This is a genomic window from Streptomyces sp. NPDC002623, from assembly GCF_053592635.1.
Genome location: NZ_JBSFWB010000001.1, coordinates 553,350 through 569,844, shown reverse-complemented (window position 1 = coordinate 569,844; position 16,495 = coordinate 553,350). Strand labels below are relative to the sequence as shown.

At 72.4% G+C, this 16,495-nt stretch carries 11 protein-coding genes and 1 pseudogene; 6 read left to right on the top strand and 6 right to left on the bottom strand.

The features are described 5' to 3' along the window. The first annotated feature begins 27 nt into the window (after nt 1–27). Nucleotides 28–915, top strand: a complete 888-nt coding sequence (locus tag ACWD4O_RS02265; RefSeq protein ID WP_451276552.1) for a hypothetical protein — start codon at nt 28–30, stop codon at nt 913–915. Here ACWD4O_RS02265 and ACWD4O_RS02260 read toward each other — a convergent pair. Together ACWD4O_RS02260 and ACWD4O_RS02255 are read right to left on the bottom strand one after the other, a co-directional pair. After that, on the bottom strand, nt 912–2,525 hold the full coding sequence (locus tag ACWD4O_RS02260; RefSeq protein ID WP_451276550.1) for an AMP-binding protein: 1,614 nt from the start codon (nt 2,523–2,525) through the stop codon (nt 912–914). The two genes, ACWD4O_RS02265 and ACWD4O_RS02260, sit on opposite strands and share 4 nt — an antisense overlap. After that, complete coding sequence (locus tag ACWD4O_RS02255) at nt 2,522–4,192, bottom strand: AMP-binding protein (RefSeq protein ID WP_451276548.1); 1,671 nt, start codon at nt 4,190–4,192, stop codon at nt 2,522–2,524. The genes ACWD4O_RS02260 and ACWD4O_RS02255 overlap by 4 nt, the downstream gene beginning before the upstream one ends. 120 nt (nt 4,193–4,312) lie before the next feature. On the opposite strand from ACWD4O_RS02255, the gene ACWD4O_RS02250 reads away from it, so the two are divergent. From ACWD4O_RS02250 to ACWD4O_RS02240, 3 genes are all read left to right on the top strand, one after another. Next, complete coding sequence (locus ACWD4O_RS02250; protein WP_451276546.1) at nt 4,313–4,909, top strand: hypothetical protein; 597 nt, start codon at nt 4,313–4,315, stop codon at nt 4,907–4,909. 223 nt (nt 4,910–5,132) lie between these two features. Beyond that, nucleotides 5,133–7,964, top strand: coding sequence for a helix-turn-helix transcriptional regulator (locus tag ACWD4O_RS02245; RefSeq protein WP_451276544.1), 2,832 nt, complete (start codon nt 5,133–5,135; stop codon nt 7,962–7,964). Between the two features lie 293 nt (nt 7,965–8,257). Next, the gene (locus ACWD4O_RS02240) at nt 8,258–9,049 is read left to right on the top strand and encodes a S1 family peptidase (RefSeq protein ID WP_450946916.1); all 792 of its coding nucleotides are present in this window, start codon (nt 8,258–8,260) and stop codon (nt 9,047–9,049) included. Nucleotides 9,050–9,159: 110 nt separating this feature from the next. On the opposite strand, the gene ACWD4O_RS02235 is transcribed toward ACWD4O_RS02240, so the two are convergent. Continuing rightward, the gene (locus ACWD4O_RS02235; RefSeq protein ID WP_451276542.1) at nt 9,160–10,290 is read right to left on the bottom strand and encodes a winged helix DNA-binding domain-containing protein; all 1,131 of its coding nucleotides are present in this window, start codon (nt 10,288–10,290) and stop codon (nt 9,160–9,162) included. 234 nt (nt 10,291–10,524) lie between these two features. On the opposite strand from ACWD4O_RS02235, the gene ACWD4O_RS02230 reads away from it, so the two are divergent. Then, complete coding sequence (locus tag ACWD4O_RS02230) at nt 10,525–11,658, top strand: magnesium and cobalt transport protein CorA (RefSeq protein ID WP_451276540.1); 1,134 nt, start codon at nt 10,525–10,527, stop codon at nt 11,656–11,658. A gap of 117 nt (nt 11,659–11,775) precedes the next feature. Here ACWD4O_RS02230 and ACWD4O_RS02225 read toward each other — a convergent pair whose 3' ends face one another. From ACWD4O_RS02225 to ACWD4O_RS02215, 3 genes and pseudogenes are all read right to left on the bottom strand, one after another. After that, a complete protein-coding gene (locus ACWD4O_RS02225) occupies nt 11,776–13,326 on the bottom strand; it encodes a protein kinase domain-containing protein (protein ID WP_451276538.1) in 1,551 nt (516 codons plus the stop codon). Between the two features lie 376 nt (nt 13,327–13,702). Beyond that, nucleotides 13,703–14,419, bottom strand: a pseudogene (locus tag ACWD4O_RS02220) (diaminopimelate decarboxylase); the annotation flags it as partial. Between the two features lie 4 nt (nt 14,420–14,423). Then, nucleotides 14,424–15,104 (bottom strand): hypothetical protein, encoded by a 681-nt coding sequence (locus ACWD4O_RS02215; protein WP_451276536.1) that lies wholly within the window; start codon nt 15,102–15,104, stop codon nt 14,424–14,426. 126 nt (nt 15,105–15,230) lie between these two features. Here ACWD4O_RS02215 and ACWD4O_RS02210 point away from each other — a divergent pair, with 126 nt between their 5' ends. Further along, nucleotides 15,231–16,469, top strand: coding sequence for an NAD(P)/FAD-dependent oxidoreductase (locus tag ACWD4O_RS02210; RefSeq protein ID WP_451276534.1), 1,239 nt, complete (start codon nt 15,231–15,233; stop codon nt 16,467–16,469). The last annotated feature ends 26 nt before the right edge of the window (nt 16,470–16,495 follow it).

The following is a 16,495-nucleotide window of genomic DNA, read 5'->3' as shown; positions in this document are numbered from 1 at the left end:
GGGGTCCGAAGGAGGACGATGGGGGCCATGTCCGAGAGCGTGCCGGTGCGCTGCCCGGCCTGTCGGCGCGAGCGCCCCTACACCGTGCCGTCCTACCCGTGCGCGTGCGGCGCCCCCGTCACGCCGGTGCTCGACCGGCGGACGACGCCGACGGCCGTCGCGCACCGGGTCTGGGACGAGGAGTGGATCGCCCTGCGCTGCCCCGCCTGCGGCCGCTGCGACCAGTGGCCCCACCCGGAACTGGGCTGCACCTGCGGAACGGTGCTACGCATCCCGGTGACCGCCCCGCCGAGCGACCCGGAGCCCGATCCGGAGCCCGATCCGGAGACATCCGCGCCGCCGACACGGCCGCCGACACGGCCTCCGGCATCGACAACGGGCCCGGGACCGGCACCGGAGCCACCGTCGACGCAGACCCCGGGCCCGGAGCTGAAGCCAGAGCCGGAGCCGGAGCCGGAGCCGGGGTCACCGCCGACACCAGGGCCGGCTCGGTCGCCGATCCCGATCCCGATCCCGGCTCCGACCGCGGAGCGCCGTGCCTTCCGCCCCGTCGCCATCCGTACCGCTCGCGACGCGGTCACGGCTGCCGCGCTCTATCTGAACTGGCTCGGGCACGGGGACATCCGGCGGGCCGACCAGCGGCCCACCGCCGGCATCGGCCTCGCCGCGCGCGGGCTGCTGGCCCAGGTGGACCCGAGCGTGCGCCCGGCCTCGCTGCGGGACGTGGAGTGCCTGTGGCTGACGGCGATGACGGAGTCCGCGGACTGCGTCTACTTCTCCCTCGCCGGATACGCGGACGACGCCCGCGCCCGCGCCGACCAGCTCCGCGTCCCGTTGTTCGTGCTGGACCTCACGGGCGCCCCGCAGCCGGTCAACGCGATGGCCGACGCCCTGGACGCCCGAGGCGTCCGCTAGGACCTGTCCGCGTACTTCTCGCGCAGCTCGATCTTGCGCACCTTCCCCGAGACCGTCATCGGGAAGGTCTCCAGGAGCTGCAGCCTGCTCGGGATCTTGTAGTGCGCCAGCCGGCCCTCGCAGTAGCCGCGCAGTTCCTCCAGGGTCAGCGGGTCCCTCTCGTCGTCCGGGATCACACAGGCGAGGACCTCCTCGCCGTACCGCTCGTGCGGGACGCCGACCACCTGGACGTCCCTGACCTTCGGGTGGCCGTGGAGGAACTCCTCGATCTCGCGCGGGTAGATGTTCTCCCCACCCCGGATGATCATGTCCTTGATGCGGCCGACGATCTCGACGTAACCGTCTTCGCGCATCACCGCCAGGTCCCCGGTGTGCATCCAGCGTCCCGCGTCGATCGCCTCGGCGGTCTTCGCGGGCTCGTTCCAGTAACCGAGCATCACGCTGTATCCGCGGGTGCACAGCTCGCCCGCCGTGCCGCGGGGCTGCGTCACCCCGGTCGCCGGGTCCACGACCTTCACCTCGACGTGCGGCAGGACGCTGCCGACGGTGCCGGTGCGGTGGTCGAGGTCGTCGTCACGGCGGGTCTGGGTGGAGACGGGCGAGGTCTCGGTCATGCCGTAGGCGATGGACACCTCCGTCATGTGCATCTCGGCGACCACCCGTTTCATCACCTCCACCGGGCAGGGCGAGCCCGCCATGATGCCGGTGCGCAGGGACGAGAGGTCGTAGGCCGCGAAGTCGGGGAGGTTCAGCTCCGCGATGAACATGGTCGGGACGCCGTACAGGGAGGTGCACCGCTCCTGTTGCACCGCCCTGAGCGTGGCCTGCGGATCGAAGGACGGCGCCGGGATGACCATGCAGGCGCCGTGCGAGGTGGCCGCGAGGTTTCCCATCACCATGCCGAAGCAGTGGTAGAAGGGCACCGGGATGCAGATCCGGTCCTGCTCGCTGTAGGCGATCGACTCACCCACGAAGTAACCGTTGTTGAGAATGTTGTGATGGGAGAGCGTGGCCCCCTTGGGGAAGCCCGTGGTGCCCGAGGTGTACTGGATGTTGATCGGGTCGTCGCAGGACAGCTCCTCGGGGCGGGCTTCGGGTGTCGGGTGTGTCGCGGGTGTCCCCGTCCCCCGAGCGAGCAGCGCCTCCCAGCTCGGGTCGCCGATGTAGACCACCTCGCGCAACCGGTCGCACCTGGGCCGGACCTGCTCGACCATCGCCCGGTAGTCGCTGCCCTTGTGGCCGAGGGAGGCGACGAGCAGACAGACCCCGGCCTGGTCGAGCACGTACTCGACCTCATGGGTGCGGTAGGCCGGGTTGATGTTGACCATGATCGCCCCGATGCGGGCGGTGGCGTACTGGACGAGCACCCACTCCGCGCAGTTGACCGCCCAGATCCCCACCCGGTCGCCCTTGGCGACCCCGGCGCCGAGCAGGGCGGAGGCCAGCCTCCCGACCTCCGCGCCGAATTCGGCGTAGGTCCAGCGCCGGCCCGACGGGACGTCGACCAGCGCCTCGCGGTCCGGCCAGGCCGCCACGGCCCGGTCCAGGTTGGCGCCGATGGTGTCCCCGAGCAGCGGGGTGTCACTGGCGCCGTGCGTGTACGAGTTCACCGGAAGTCCTCCTCGCGGTACTCGTCCGCCGAGCCCGCGGCCGTCGCCTCGCGCAGCTCGATCCGGCGGATCTTGCCGCTGACGGTCTTGGGCAGCGGGGCGAACTCCAGGCGGCGGATGCGCTTGTAGGCGGCGAGGACCTCGCGGGAGTGCTCGAACAGCACCTTCGCGGTGTCGGGTCCCGGCTCCCAGCCCTCGGCGAGGACGACATACGCCTTGGGCACGGCGAGGCGCAGTTCGTCGGGGGCGGGGACGACCGCCGCCTCGGCGACCGCCTCGTGCTCCAGCAGCGCGCTCTCCAGCTCGAAGGGGCTGATCTTGTAGTCGGAGGCCTTGAAGACGTCGTCGGCCCGCCCGACATACGTGATGTAACCGTTCTCGTCACGGCTGCCGATGTCACCGGTGCGGTAGTAGCCGCCGGCCATCGCCTCGGCCGTCCGGTCGGGTTCGCCGTGGTAACCGGTCATCAGGCCGACCGGACGCGCGGACAGGTCCAGCGCGATCTCGCCCTCCCGCGCGCCGGGTGCGCCGGACACCGGGTCGAGGAGTTCCACCCGGTATCCGGGGCCGGGCCGGCCCATCGAACCGGTCTTCAGCTCCTGTCCGGGGCTGTTGGCGATCTGCACGGCCGTCTCGGTCTGGCCGAACCCGTCCCGGACCGTCACTCCCCAGGCGCGCCGCACCTGCTCGATGACCTCGGGGTTGAGGGGTTCGCCCGCGGCCACCGCCTCGCGGGGCGGGGTGCGCAGCTGGGTGAGGTCGGCCTGGATGAGCATGCGCCAGACGGTGGGCGGGGCGCAGAACGTCGTCACGCCCGCGCGGTCCATCTCCGCCATGAGCCGGGCCGGGTCGAAGCGCGTGTAGTTGTGGATGAAAACGGTTGCTTCGGCGTTCCAGGGGGCGAAGAGGTTGGACCAGGCGTGCTTGGCCCAGCCGGGCGAGGAGATGTTGAGGTGCACGTCGCCGGGCTTGAGCCCGATCCAGTACATCGTGGACAGGTGTCCGACCGGATACGAGGTGTGGGTGTGCTCCACCAGCTTGGGGCGGGCGGTCGTGCCGGAGGTGAAGTAGAGCATCAGCGGGTCGTCGGCGAGGGTGGGGCCGTCGGGCGTGAAGCCGGCCGGGGCGGCGTAGGCGTCCTCGTACTGCTGCCAGCCGTCCGCCGCGCCGCCGACCGTGATGCGGGTGTAGTCGCCGGGGACCTCGTCGAACTTGGCCGCGTCCGCGGACCGGGCGAGGACGTGCCGGACCCGGCCGCGCTCGACGCGGTCGGTCAGGTCGGCGGGGCCGAGCAGCGGGGTCGCCGGGATGACGACGGCGCGCAGCTTCATCGCGGCCAGCGCGGTCTCCCACAGCTCGGCCTGGTTGCCGAGCATGACGAGGATCCGGTCCTCGGCGGCGACCCCACGGCCGCGCAGCCAGTTCGCCACGCGGTCGGAGCGCTCCGACAGTTCGGCGAAGGTGAGACGGGTTTCGGAACCGTCTTCTTCCACGATGTGCAGGGCGGTGCGCTCGTTCCCGTCGGCGATGACGTCGAACCAGTCGAGGGCCCAGTTGAAGCGTTCCGCACGGGGCCACTCGAAACGCTCGTAAGCGGTTGTGTAGTCCTCGCGGTGTTCCTGCAGGAAGTCGCGGGCTCTGCGGAAACGCTCCGTCGCCGTCGTCATCTGTCCTCCTCGGTGCCGGACCATTGCCGGGCGGCTCTGACATCGTGTAATCCGTGATGCAGGTCTCACTACCCCTGAACGGGGGTGTGCGGCACCACGCCGCGCGGAAAGGGCGAGAACGTGGCAGCAGACGGGGCCGGAACGGCGGAGATTCGCGGTGCCCCGGCGCGGCTGCGACGGGCGACGGGGCTGCCGGTCGCGTTCGGCGCTCCGATGGAGCCGGGGCGGCAGCGGATGCGGATCAGCGGGTTCAGCGGCGCGTCCGGCGTCGCGCCGCGCGGACCGGCGGTGGCCTCGGGCAACGGCCTCGGCGGCACGGCGGTCGCGCCGGACCGTCCGTGCGCCGTGACCGACTGCTCGCTCTCCCGGCGGATCAGCCACGGGTACGACGTGGCCGTCGCCGAGGTGCGCGAGGCGCACGCGGGCCTGCGTGCGCCGGCGGCGCGGATCACCGACCCGGCCCCGCGCGCCGAACTCCTCGACGCCTGCGGACTGCTGAGCTCGGGGGCACGCCAAGCACCGCCGGGACGACCGAGGCGGTCGGAACGGGAGCCGGGACGGTCGGGACGGGAGCCGGGGCGGTCGGGACGGGAGCCGGCCGGCCTGGCCCCGCGCGAACGGGTCATGCCGACGTCCGTGGCGGCGCCGCGCGGACCGGGTGCGCGCACATGGGGAGAGGCGGTGGTCGCGGCCCGCAGGACGGGTCCGCTGCCGTAGCGCGCGGGCGTCGCAACACTCCCGTGACGCGCATCGGGCAGGATGCCGGGAGCAACGATCACATCAAGCCAGGGAGGCCCCTCACGACAAGCGACCATTCACCCACCGCCGTCATGAATTTACATATGCGTCATGTTGTTATATCCCTCACCACGTCGTGTCTCCGGATTTCAAAGAGTCGTTGCCTAGAATTTGGCCCGGACACGACACTCGGAGGGGAGCGGTGACCGTGCCACGGGAGTTCCAGGAGCCTGCCAGATGCCGCCCCGACCTGGTCATCGGCAGGGAGGAGCTGTTCACGGCGGCCCGTGACCAGCTGACCCGCGGCGGCAGTGTGCTGCTGCACGGCCCCGCCGGAATAGGAAAGTCGACCGTGCTGCGGGCATTGGCCGCGGATTACGGCGACGCGGCGCGCACAGTGCTGCGCTGCTCGGCGACCGAGTCCGAATCCCACCTCCCGTTCCTGGCCCTGGCCGATCTCTTCGGCCTCGTCCTGGACGAGATCTCGGACAAGCTTCCGGCCGCCCAGCGCACGGCCCTGGAGTCGGCGCTCACCGGTCGCGGCGAATCGACTCTGCAACGCGACGGCCTCGCCCTGCGGCTGGCCGTGCTGTCGGCCCTGCGCGCCCTCGCCGCCTCGGGCCCCGTCCTGCTCGTCGCCGACGACCTGCAGTGGCTGGACTCGGCCAGCGCCGAGCTCCTCGGCTTCGCCGCCCGCCGCCTCGGCGACACCCGCGTCCAACTGCTGTGCGCGGTACGGACGGAGGGGCAGGAGTACGACCGTCATCTACGCGCGTCCCCGCCCGACACCCTCGCCGTCCGGCTGAGCCCGCTCTCCCGCGCCCAGGTCTCCGCGCTGCTCGATCACCGCGGCTACACCGCCCTGCCCCGTTCGACCGTGCGGGAGATCCACCGCACCAGCGGCGGCAACCCCCTGTTCGCCCTGGAGCTGGGCCGCGCCCTCGGCGAGAACCCGACCCCGCCCCGGCCCGGCGAACCCCTGCCGGTGCCGACCTCGTTGCGCGCGCTGGTGCTCAGCCGGCTCGACATGCTCTCCGACGACGCCCGCCGCACCCTGCTCGTGGCCAGCGCGGGCGCCCGTCCCACGCTGGCCCTGCTGCACGCGGCCGGCCGCGAGAACGCCGAGGCGGAGACCGCGCAGGCCGCGGCGCTCGGGCTGCTGACGACGGAACCCGAGGGGCCGGCCGTCCGGTTCGCGCATCCGCTGATCTCCGCCGCGCTCTACGCGGAGGCGCCCGCGCAGGAGCGCCGGGCCGCGCACGCCGCGCTGTCCACCGCCGCCTCCGACCCGATCGAGCGGGCCCGCAACCTCGCGCTGGCCACCACCGGCACCGACCCGGAGGTGGCCGCCCGGCTCGCCGAGGCCGCCGCGCTGGCCCGCGACCGGGGCGCCCCCACGGTCGCCGCCTCGCTCGGACTGCTCGCCGCCCGCCACACCCCGCCGGACGGCGCCCCCGCCCCGGACGACCGAAGACTCCAGGCGGCCGAGGACGCGATCACCGCCGGCGAGGTGGACCTCGCCCGGGACATCGCCCGCGAGGTGCTGACCCGGGCGACCGTGCCCGCCGAGCGGATCCGGGCCTGGGAGGTGGTGATCGAGGCCGCCGGGCAGTCCCTCGGCGAGGTCGACGCCGTCTTCCCGCAGGCCCTCGCCGACGCCGGCGACGACCCGCGGCTGCTCGCCCTGGTCCACTACCGGCTGGCCTGGCGCAAGCTGATCGTCGAGGGCGACTTCGCCGAGGCCCGGCAGGAGGCCGCGCACACGGCGGAGCTGGCCGCCCGGGGCGGTGACCGCCGCACGGAACTGTTCGCGCTCTCCTTCCAGGCGTCGACGGAGATCCTGATGGGCCATCCGCTCGCGCCGACCACCATCAAACGGGCGCTGAAGGAGCCCCAGGACCCGTACGTGGCGTGCCATCACAACGGCGCCGGCATGGCCCGGTTCCGCTGGCTGCTGATGAGCGACCAGCTCCCCGAGGCCCGTTCCACCATCACCGCGCTGCTGCGCGAGGTGCGCCGGCGCGGGATGGTCGAGAGCGAGGTGCACTTCCAGCGGTTCCTCGCCGACACCGAACTGCGCTCCGGGCACTGCGGACGCGCCCTCGACCTGGCCCGCGAGAGCCTGCGGCTGGCCCGGGACTCCGGCATCGGCCTGGGCGCCTCCGCGATGCTCACCTCCCTGGCCGAGGCCTCCGGCGGTGAGGTGGACCGGGCGCTGGTGCTGGCCCGGGAGGCAAGCGACCGCGCCGAGGAGGACGGCGACCAGATGTACCTCTCGCGGGCGTTGGCCGCGCTGGGCTACGCCCAGCTGGTGGCCGGGGACGCGGCGGGCGCGGTCGGCTCGCTGCGCCGGGTGCGGGAGCTGGAGCAGGGCCTGGGCATCACCGACCCGGCGCGGGGCCGCTGGCACGGCGACCTCGCCGACGCGCTGGTCCGGGTCGGGGAGCCGGGCGAGGCGCAGGACGTCATCGACGTGACCCGCGAGCACGCGCTCAGGCTGGGCCGGGAGAGCGTGCTGGCCGTGCTGGACCGCTCGGAGGCGATGGTGCGGGCCGCGCTCGGCGACCACGAGGCGGCGCTGTCCCGGCTGACGTCCGTTCAGGACCGGCTCGCCAAGCTGGGATACGGCCTGGAGGAGGCGCGGGCGGCGTTCGCGCAGGCCCGGCTGCGCGCCCTGCAGCCGGGACCGGGGCCGGGGCCGACGTCGTACGACGAGGCGGCGCGGCTGTTCCGGCGGTGCCGGGCGCTGCCCTGGCTGCGTCAGGTGGAGGTGGCCGCCGCCGAGGGCGCGCCGGAGACGGTCGCCGCCGTCCCCCAGCAGGCTCTGCCGGCCGACGCGCTGGAGGGGCTGGCCTCGATGGAGCGTCAGGTCGCCGCGCTCGTCATGGAGGGCGCGACCAACCGGGAGATCGCCGCGCGGCTGTTCATCAGCGTCAAGACGGTCGAGGCGACCCTGACCCGGGTCTACCGCAAGCTGGGGATCCGCTCGCGGGTGGACATCGTCCGACTGGCGGCGGGGCGTCACGCGAAGTGAGGAATCCGCGGGTTAACTGCCGCTCACGGGCTACCTGTACTCAGCGGGCACTCCGCCCGGCGCGGCGGCCTCACTGAGGGGACGCTCTACGGCGGCTGTGCGTTCCCTGGGACGACCGAGGGTTTTCCCTGCCCCAACTCCCCTAGGGGGTTCCCTCATTGGGAGGAGCGGGTTCCGGGTCCTAGCGTAAGGGACGTGCCGCTCGCCCGGGCACACGGGGGTCGGTCCCGCGACCCCCGTGCACTCCCCCCACACCCGCGCGACCCCCCACCGGCAACCCCACGAGGAGATCCATGTTCGGGCTCAACCGCGTGAAGAAGACCGCCGCCGTCCTCGCGGCGACCGCCGCCGCGGCAGCGACCGCACTGCTCAGCGCCCCCACCGCTGTCGCAGCGCCCCAGCCGATCGTCGGCGGCACGACGACCACGACCACGACGTACCCGTTCATGATGCAGATCACGGACGCCTCGCAGAACCAGTTCTGCGGCGGCACCCTCGTCTCGGCGACCAAGGTGGTCACGGCCGCCCACTGTATGGTCGGCGAGACCACGAGCAGTGTGCGCGTCGTCGGTGGGCGCACCTACCTCAACGGCACCAACGGCACGGTCAGCCGGGTGAGCAAGATCTGGATCAACCCGGACTACACGGACGCCACCAACGGCGACGACGTGGCCGTCCTGACCCTGTCGACGTCGATGCCGTACACCACGGCGTCGTACGTCTCCTCGTCCCAGACCAGTGTGTACGCGGCCGGCACCACCGCCCGCGTCCTCGGCTGGGGCACCACCTCGGAGAGCGGCAGCTCCTCCAACCAGCTGCGGACCGCGACCGTTCCGATCGTGTCCGACTCCAGCTGCCGGAGTTCCTACGGTTCCGACTTCGTCGCGACCGACATGGTTTGCGCCGGATACACATCCGGCGGCGTAGACACCTGCCAGGGCGACAGCGGCGGTCCCCTGCTCATCGGGGGCGTCCTGGCAGGGATCACTTCTTGGGGCGAGGGCTGCGCGCAGGCCGGTTACCCGGGTGTGTACACCCGGCTGACCACCTTCTCCAGCCTGGTCACCGCGCAGGTCAACTCGTAGTGCCCGAGTCGACCGCGTGACCCGCAAGAACTCCTGAGGATCCCTCAGGGAACGACCAGGGGGCGCTGCGAGCCTCCACGAGCGGCCCGCAGCGCCCCCTCTCCACACCCTCACCGGTCCCCGGTGGGGGTTTGTCGTGCGACGACCGTGCCGAAGCGGATGTCGTGGCTCGCCTGCGGGTGCATCGTGGCCAGCATCCGCTCGCCCTGCTCCGTCACGTCCTGCCGCTGTGCCCGGGTGAGGGTGCCGAAGGGCTCGACGACGAGGGCGTCCGGCTCCAGTCTCCACACGCCCGCCAGGAAGCCGTCGACCAGGAGGGTGCAGTAGGCCTGGTTGCCCTGCCAGGAGCGGCCCCGGTACTCGGGCGGGACGACGCGGGTGCGGTCGGCGTGGGAGAGGAGGAGGTTGTCGAACTCGGGGAGGAATCGGGGCGGGGCCGGGGTCTCGGGGTCGGGGCGCGGGGCGTCGGGGAGGTCGAAGAGCTCGACGCCCTGTTCGTCGCGGAAGACGAGCAGTCGCGGGCGCAGCCGTTCGAAGGCCTCGCGCAGCCGGGTCAGGCCGGCCCAGGTCTGCATGTCCTTGACGGAGGCCGGCCCGAAGGCGGCCAGATAGCGCAGGACGACGGAGTCGGCCGTCGGGGCCGGCCGCGCGGCGCGGCCGAGCCAGTGCTCGGCGGTGGTGAGCGCGACCTGTCCGCTCCGGCCCCACAGCCCGCGCGGGGTGACCTGGACGAGCGGCAGCCGGCAGCGCGCGGCGACGGCGAGGGACTGCGGGTCGGCCTTCGGCCACTCGGCCGAGAGGGCCTCGCGCAGCTGCTTCATGGTGCGCGGTCCGTCCTCGACGAGGTCGCGGGCGAGGGCGGCGAGCCGGTCGAGGTCGACCCCGACGAGTCCCTTGCGGAAGTACGTCAGCTCGCGGTCGCGGGCGGGCTGGACGAGCGGTCTCAGGGTCAGGCAGTCGTCGGCGGTGTGGGTGTGGATGGTGGAGCGCATGGTGACGATACGGACGACCGCGCGCTCGGCCATCGACGTCGACAGCGTCTCGGGGACGAAGCCGTCGAGGCGGGCGGCGAGCGCGTAGTACGGCGGCTTGACGTTCTGCGCCTGCAGCCCGAGCAGATGCTCGACGGCCCGCTCGGCCGACAGCGAGGAGGGACGCAGCAGCAGCTGCCGGTCGAGGGTGGCACGGTTGAGGGCGCGGGGGCCGAGCACGGGGGCCGCCGGGGACGTCGTCTTCGTCATGCACGGCAAGCTAGGTCCTGTCCGGCCGGTCGTGCCACAGACGCGGGGTGCGGCACGCGCCTCCCGCTCACCGGCAGCACCGAGGACACGGCCGATCTCGTGCGGCCTGTCCGGCCGGGCAGGTCCCGGTGGGCGACTCCCCGGGCTCCGGCCGTTCGTCCCGTATATCCTGCTCTGTGATCACGTAGACGTAGGCTCGAGCGCAGCGGCCGAGTCGACGGAGAGGCAGACGCGATGCCCGAGCGCCCCAAGAAATCCATCTGGCGCCGCACTCCGCCCGTGCCGGAGCCGACGCCCCCGCCCCCGTCGGCGCCCGCCGGGCCGCAGCCGCCCGAGACCGGCGAGGTCGCCAGCGTCGTCCAGGCCGCGCTGTACCGCGACGGCGTCCGGGTCTTCGCGCCCGCCACGCTCTCGGAGACCTACCGGGCGCTGCACGAGCAGCGGTCGGGCATGGCGTGGATCGGGCTCGCCCGCCCGACCGAGGGTGAACTCCACTCCCTGGCCTCGGAGTTCGACCTGCATCCGCTCGCCGTGGAGGACGCGAAGGAGGCTCACCAGCGCCCCAAGCTGGAGCGCTACGGCGACACCCTCTTCGTCGTCCTGCGGGCGGCCCGCTACCTCGATGCGCAGGAGGAGATCGACTTCGGCGAGCTGCACGTCTTCGTGGGCCCCGACTTCGTCATCACGGTCCGGCACGGTGCGGCCCCCGACCTGTCGGCGGTGCGCCGCCGCATGGAGGAGACGCCCGAGCTGCTCAAACTCGGCCCGGAGGCGGTGCTGTACGCCATCCTCGACGCCGTGGTCGACGGCTATCTGCCGGTCGTGGCGGGCGTCCAGAACGACATCGACGAGATCGAGACCGAGGTCTTCCGCGGTGACCCGGAGGTCTCCCGCCGGATCTACGAACTCTCCCGCGAGATGGTCGAGTTCCAGCGCGCCACCCGCCCCCTGGTCGGCATGCTGCACGGTCTGATGGCCGGCTTCTCCAAGTACGGCACGGACGACGAGCTGCAACGCTATCTGCGGGACGTCGCCGACCACGTCACCCACACCAGCGAACGCGTCGACGGTTACCGCCAGGCCCTCACCGAGATCCTCACCGTGAACGCGACCCTCGTCACCCAGCAACAGAACGCGGAGATGCGGGCGTTGGCGGAGGCGGGGTTCGAGCAGAACGAGGAGATCAAGAAGATCTCGTCATGGGCGGCCATCCTGTTCGCCCCGACGCTGGTCGGCACCATCTACGGGATGAACTTCGACCACATGCCGGAGTTGCACTGGGTGCTCGGGTATCCCTTCGCGGTGTTGCTGATGGCGGGCGTCTGCACCAGCTTGTACGTCATCTTCAAACGGAAGGACTGGCTCTGAGCAAGGCCCGGTATCGGGTGGCGGGAATTTACGCGTCGGGAATTCTCCGGGGCACCGGCGGGACGGTTCGTTCTTTGCCGAAACCGCCGTGGAGTTTCTCGAGGCGCCGGATAACGGTCAGTTTTCCGTTCCCGCGGCCCAGAGCACGGTGTCGCCGGACTTGATGACCATGTTTCCGTCCGCCTGGAACACCAGGACCGCTCCTTGGTGGCCATTGGTCTGTGAGGCCCACACGGGCCGCCCGGCGCTGTTGTAGACGACCAGGTTGCCGTCCGTCTGGAAGCGGGCGGAGTTGCCCTCGCCGCCGGTCATCGCAGCCCAGCGCGGCTTGTGGTCCTGGTCGTAGACCACCAGGTTGCCGTCCTGCTGCATGATCAGACTCCTGGCGCCGGCCACCACGGACGCTCCGGTGGGCAGCTCGAACGTGGCCTGTACGACCTTGATGGCCGCGTCGGGCTCCTGACTCTCCTGGGGCTCCTGGGACTCCCGAGTCTCCTGGGACGAGGCGGACGGTGTCTGCGCAGCGGTCGCCGAACCGGACGACCGTCCCTTCGCGGAGGGGTCCGACTCGGCCGAGGAGCGCTGCGTGCCGAAGTGCACGGCGGCCACCACGGCCACCACGACCGCGACCGCCGCACCGGCCGAGGTCAGCAGCCAGGCGAGCCGACGGCGTCGGCCGGACTCGGCCGGGGCGACGTCGGTCCTGGTCGTCTGTGTGGCCGCTCCCGGATCGGCGGCGGCCCCGGCGGAGCGGGGTGCGAGGTCGACCAGGGTGCGTGTCGCCTGCTCGGACTCCGTCAGTCGTCCGGAGAGATCTCCGGGGCATTCCTCGGGCCAGCGCCCGGTCCGGCCGCCCCGCTCCTCCAGCCATCCGCTCAGCCGGGCCGCCGTCGGGCGTTCGGCCGGGTCCTTGGCCAGACATGCGGTGAGCAGCGGCGTCAACTCCGGGGGGACGCCGGTGAGGTCGGGTTCCTCGTGGACCACCCGGTACAGCAGGGTGGCCGCGGGGACCTGTTCCCCCGCGCGGGAGAAGGGGCCGCGTCCGGTCGCGGCGTACACCAGCACGGCGGCCAGCGAGAACACGTCGGCGGGTTCGGCGGCGACACTGCCGACGGCCTGGTCCGGGGCGAGGAAGCCGGGGGAGCCCACGGAGACGCCGAGGCGGGTGTGCCGGCTGTCGTCGGCGGCCCGTGCCACACCGAAGTCGATCAGCCGTGGACGGTCGCGTGCCAGCAGGACGTTCCCGGGTTTGACGTCCCGGTGCGCGAGGCCGGCCTGGTGCACGGCCTGCACGGCGGCGCACAGTTCGGCGGCGAGCGAGAGCAGCGCGGTCCGCGGCAGCGGGCCATGGGCCGTGACCCATTCGGCAAGCGGCGGCGCGGGCACGTATTCGGTGGCCAGCCACTGCGGGGACTGGCCCGGCGCGCTGTAGTCCACGACGGTCACGGTCCACGGCGAGCGGACGCGGTCGCTGTTGCGTATCTCGCGGGCGAACCGTTCCTCGAACCCCGGCTCGGAGCTGAGATCGTCGCGGATCGTCTTCAGCGCGAGCAGCCGACCCGAACCCGTACGGGACAAGAACACCTGCCCCATGCCGCCCGCGCCGAGCCGGCCGAGCAACGGATAACCGCCTATGGACGTCGGGTCCGAAGGCTGAAGGTTTTTCATGACGACTGTTCCCCGGAAGTGTGCATCAGCGCTCGAATGCTCCGCGCTGCGCTTCGGCTTGCGCGTTGGTGAGCAGGGTGGCCCGCAGCTCGCAAGTATGCCGGACGGGTTCGCCCTTCGCGCTTCTTTCCCACTCATCGGCGCCGACCGGAAGTCGTGCCCGACCGGGGAATTCCCAGAACAGATCGTGTGACGAACCCCGAGGGAAATAGGGCCGGGTCCGTAGGGGCAGAAATGGGGAGACCTCAGGGGCACGGCGGCGGGCTCCCGGCCCGGTGCGCAGGGCGCGCAGGCTTCCTGCCGAGCCGGTCTCCCGGAGTCCCGTGCCCGGGAGCCCAGCCGTCGGCTACAGCCCCACGTCGCGGCTGCGGATGTCCTCCAGGGACTCGCGGCGGACGAGGAGGCGGGGCGCGTAGCGCACTCCGTACAGCGCGGGCCGCGGGTTGTCGCTCATGCCGCCGTCCACCGCGACGAAGGTGTGCCGGCCGGTGTGTTTGACGGCGAGGACGTGGTAGAGGGCGATGCCGGCCGGTCCGGCGATCGCCCGGCCGGGCTCGATGACGAGGCGGGGCACGGTGAGTCCGGCCGACGCGCACGCCTCGGTCAGCTCGGCGCGGACCTTGCGGGCCAGGGTGGTGAGGTCCAGGGCCGGTTCGCCCGGCCGGTGGGCGATCCCGTGGCCGCCGCCCAGGTCGAGTTCGGGCAGGACGAGGCCGTGCTGCTCGTGCAGCCGGGCCATCAGCCCCACCATGCGGCGCACCGCGGCCAGGTAGGGCTTGACGCTGGTGATCTGCGAGCCCAGGTGGCAGTGCAGGCCGGTGAGTCGCAGCTGCGGCTGGTCGAGGATGCGGGCGACGGCGTGCTGGGCGTAGCCGTCGGAGATCGAGAGGCCGAACTTCTGGTCGTCGGTGCCGGTGCGGGTCTTCTCGTGGGCGCCGGCGCTGATGCCGGGCACCACCCGGACCATGACCTTCTGCTGGCCGCCGGGGCCGACGGCGGCGGCGAGCCGGGCGATCTCGGAAGGGCTGTCGATGACGATGCGGCCGACGCCGAGCCGCAGCGCGGCCTCCAGGTCGCGCGGGGTCCTGGCGCTGACATCAGAAGTCGTAGGCGGTGAAGGCGAGGCAGACGACGGTGCCGTCCGGCTCGAGCGCCTCGTAGCCGTTCCGCTCCTCGGCCTCGACCGGGAAGAACAGGACGTTGCCGCCGCGGTCCGGGTCGGTGACGATCTCGGCGAAGTTGTCCCGACGGCCCTCCTGGTCGCCGGCCGCGATGATGCGCCGGGCCTCGCGCAGATCGGCCTGCGGGTCACGGCCGACGACGTGCCCCGGGTCGAAGGGGCCGCTGCACAGGACGGCGTACCCGTCCAGCGGCGCCGGTTCGTAGCCGTTGTACCCGTCGTCCTCCCACTCGGCCGCGAGGATCCTGGCGGGGTCGGCCAGCGGCAGGACGACCACGCCGACCCGGGCCACCGGCGGCCGGTCCTCGGCCCGGTGCCAGTAGAAGCCCGCGTACACGGGACAGCTGCTCAGCCCTGGCGGCAGGTCCCCGTGGCACCATCTGCCGGCCGTGGCCATCCCGAACCAGGTGATGTCCTCGGCCACGGCCAGCTCCCCGACGCGAGAGAACCATTCAGGTCTCCCCGCGCCCAGCGCGCCGTCGCGGTCGATGTGCGCCACCCACCGCCACAACAGGGCGTCCATGCTGTCCACGCCGTCGACGCTGTCGACGCTTCCGACAGGGCTTGCGGAGTCGGTCGAACCCTTGACTGATGCCATGTCACCCAGCTTGGCACGGGGGTCTGACAAAGTGATCTGCGTCACACCTGTCACAGCGGTCGGGCAGCCGGTGTCCTGTGGGCGAGACGGCAAGAGACGGACACCGGGAAACGAAGGAGCAACACCATGACCGGGAACACGGATGTGATCGTGATCGGCGGCGGATACGCGGGCGTCATGGCGGCCAACCGCCTGACCCTGCGCGACGGCGTGAGCGTGACCCTGATCAACCCGCGCGCGACCTTCGTCGAGCGGATCCGCCTGCACCAGCTGGTCGGCGGGTCCGACGACGCGGTCGTCGAGTACCGGGACGTGCTGGCCGAGGGCGTCCGGCTGGTCGTCGACTCCGTGACGCGGATCGACGCGGGCGGACGAAGCCTGCTCCTGGAGAGCGGCGGCGCCGTCGGCTACGACTACCTGGTCTACGCCGTGGGCAGCGGCAGCGCCGACCTGAGCGTGCCCGGCGCGGCCGGGTTCGCCCACCCGATCGCCACCTTCGAGGAGGCGCAGCGACTCCAGGCCGTCCTCGAGGACACGCCCGCAGCGGCCCCGGTAACGGTCGTCGGCGCCGGTCCGACCGGTATCGAGACCGCCGCCGAGCTGGCGGAGGAGGGCCGTGCCGTGACCCTCGTCTGCGGCGGGGTGCTCGGCCCGTACCTGCACCCGCGCGGTCGACGCTCGGTCGCGAGGCGGCTGGCCGCGCTCGGGGTGAGCGTCCTGGAAGGCCCCGACACCAAGGTGACGGCCGTGACGCACGACTCCGTGCGGCTCGGCGACGGCCGAGAGGTGCCGAGCACGGTCACCGTCTGGACCGCCGGGTTCGCCGTGCCGGACCTGGCCGTGCGCAGCGGGCTGAGCACCGACGCCCTGGGCCGGCTGCTCACGGACGAGACGCTGACCAGCGTGGACGACGTCCGCATCGTCGCGGCCGGGGATTCTGCGGCGCCCTCGGACCTGCCGCTGCGGATGAGCTGCCAGGCCGCGATTCCGCTGGGCGCGCGGGCCGCCGACACGGTGCTCAGCCGGATCGCGGGCGAGCGGGCCACGGCCCTCAACCAGACGTTCGCCGGCCAGTGCATCAGCCTGGGCCGTCAGGGCGGCATCTTCCAGTTCGCCCACCGGTACGACGTCGCGGTGGGCTTCCACATCGGCGGTCGCCCCGGGGCGAAGGTCAAGGAGTTCGTGTGCGCCGGCATCGTCAAGCACCTGGCCGGCGAGGCGCACAAGCCCGGTTCGTACCGCCTGCACAACGTCTCCGGCGGCGCCCATCGCCGGCAGGCGCTGGCGGCCAAGGACACCGAGCGCGACGAGTCGCCGACCGCTGCCGCCACGACCGCCACCACCCCCGCCGAACAGGCCGTCTAGACCGCGCACGAACGGGGGAGGGAACG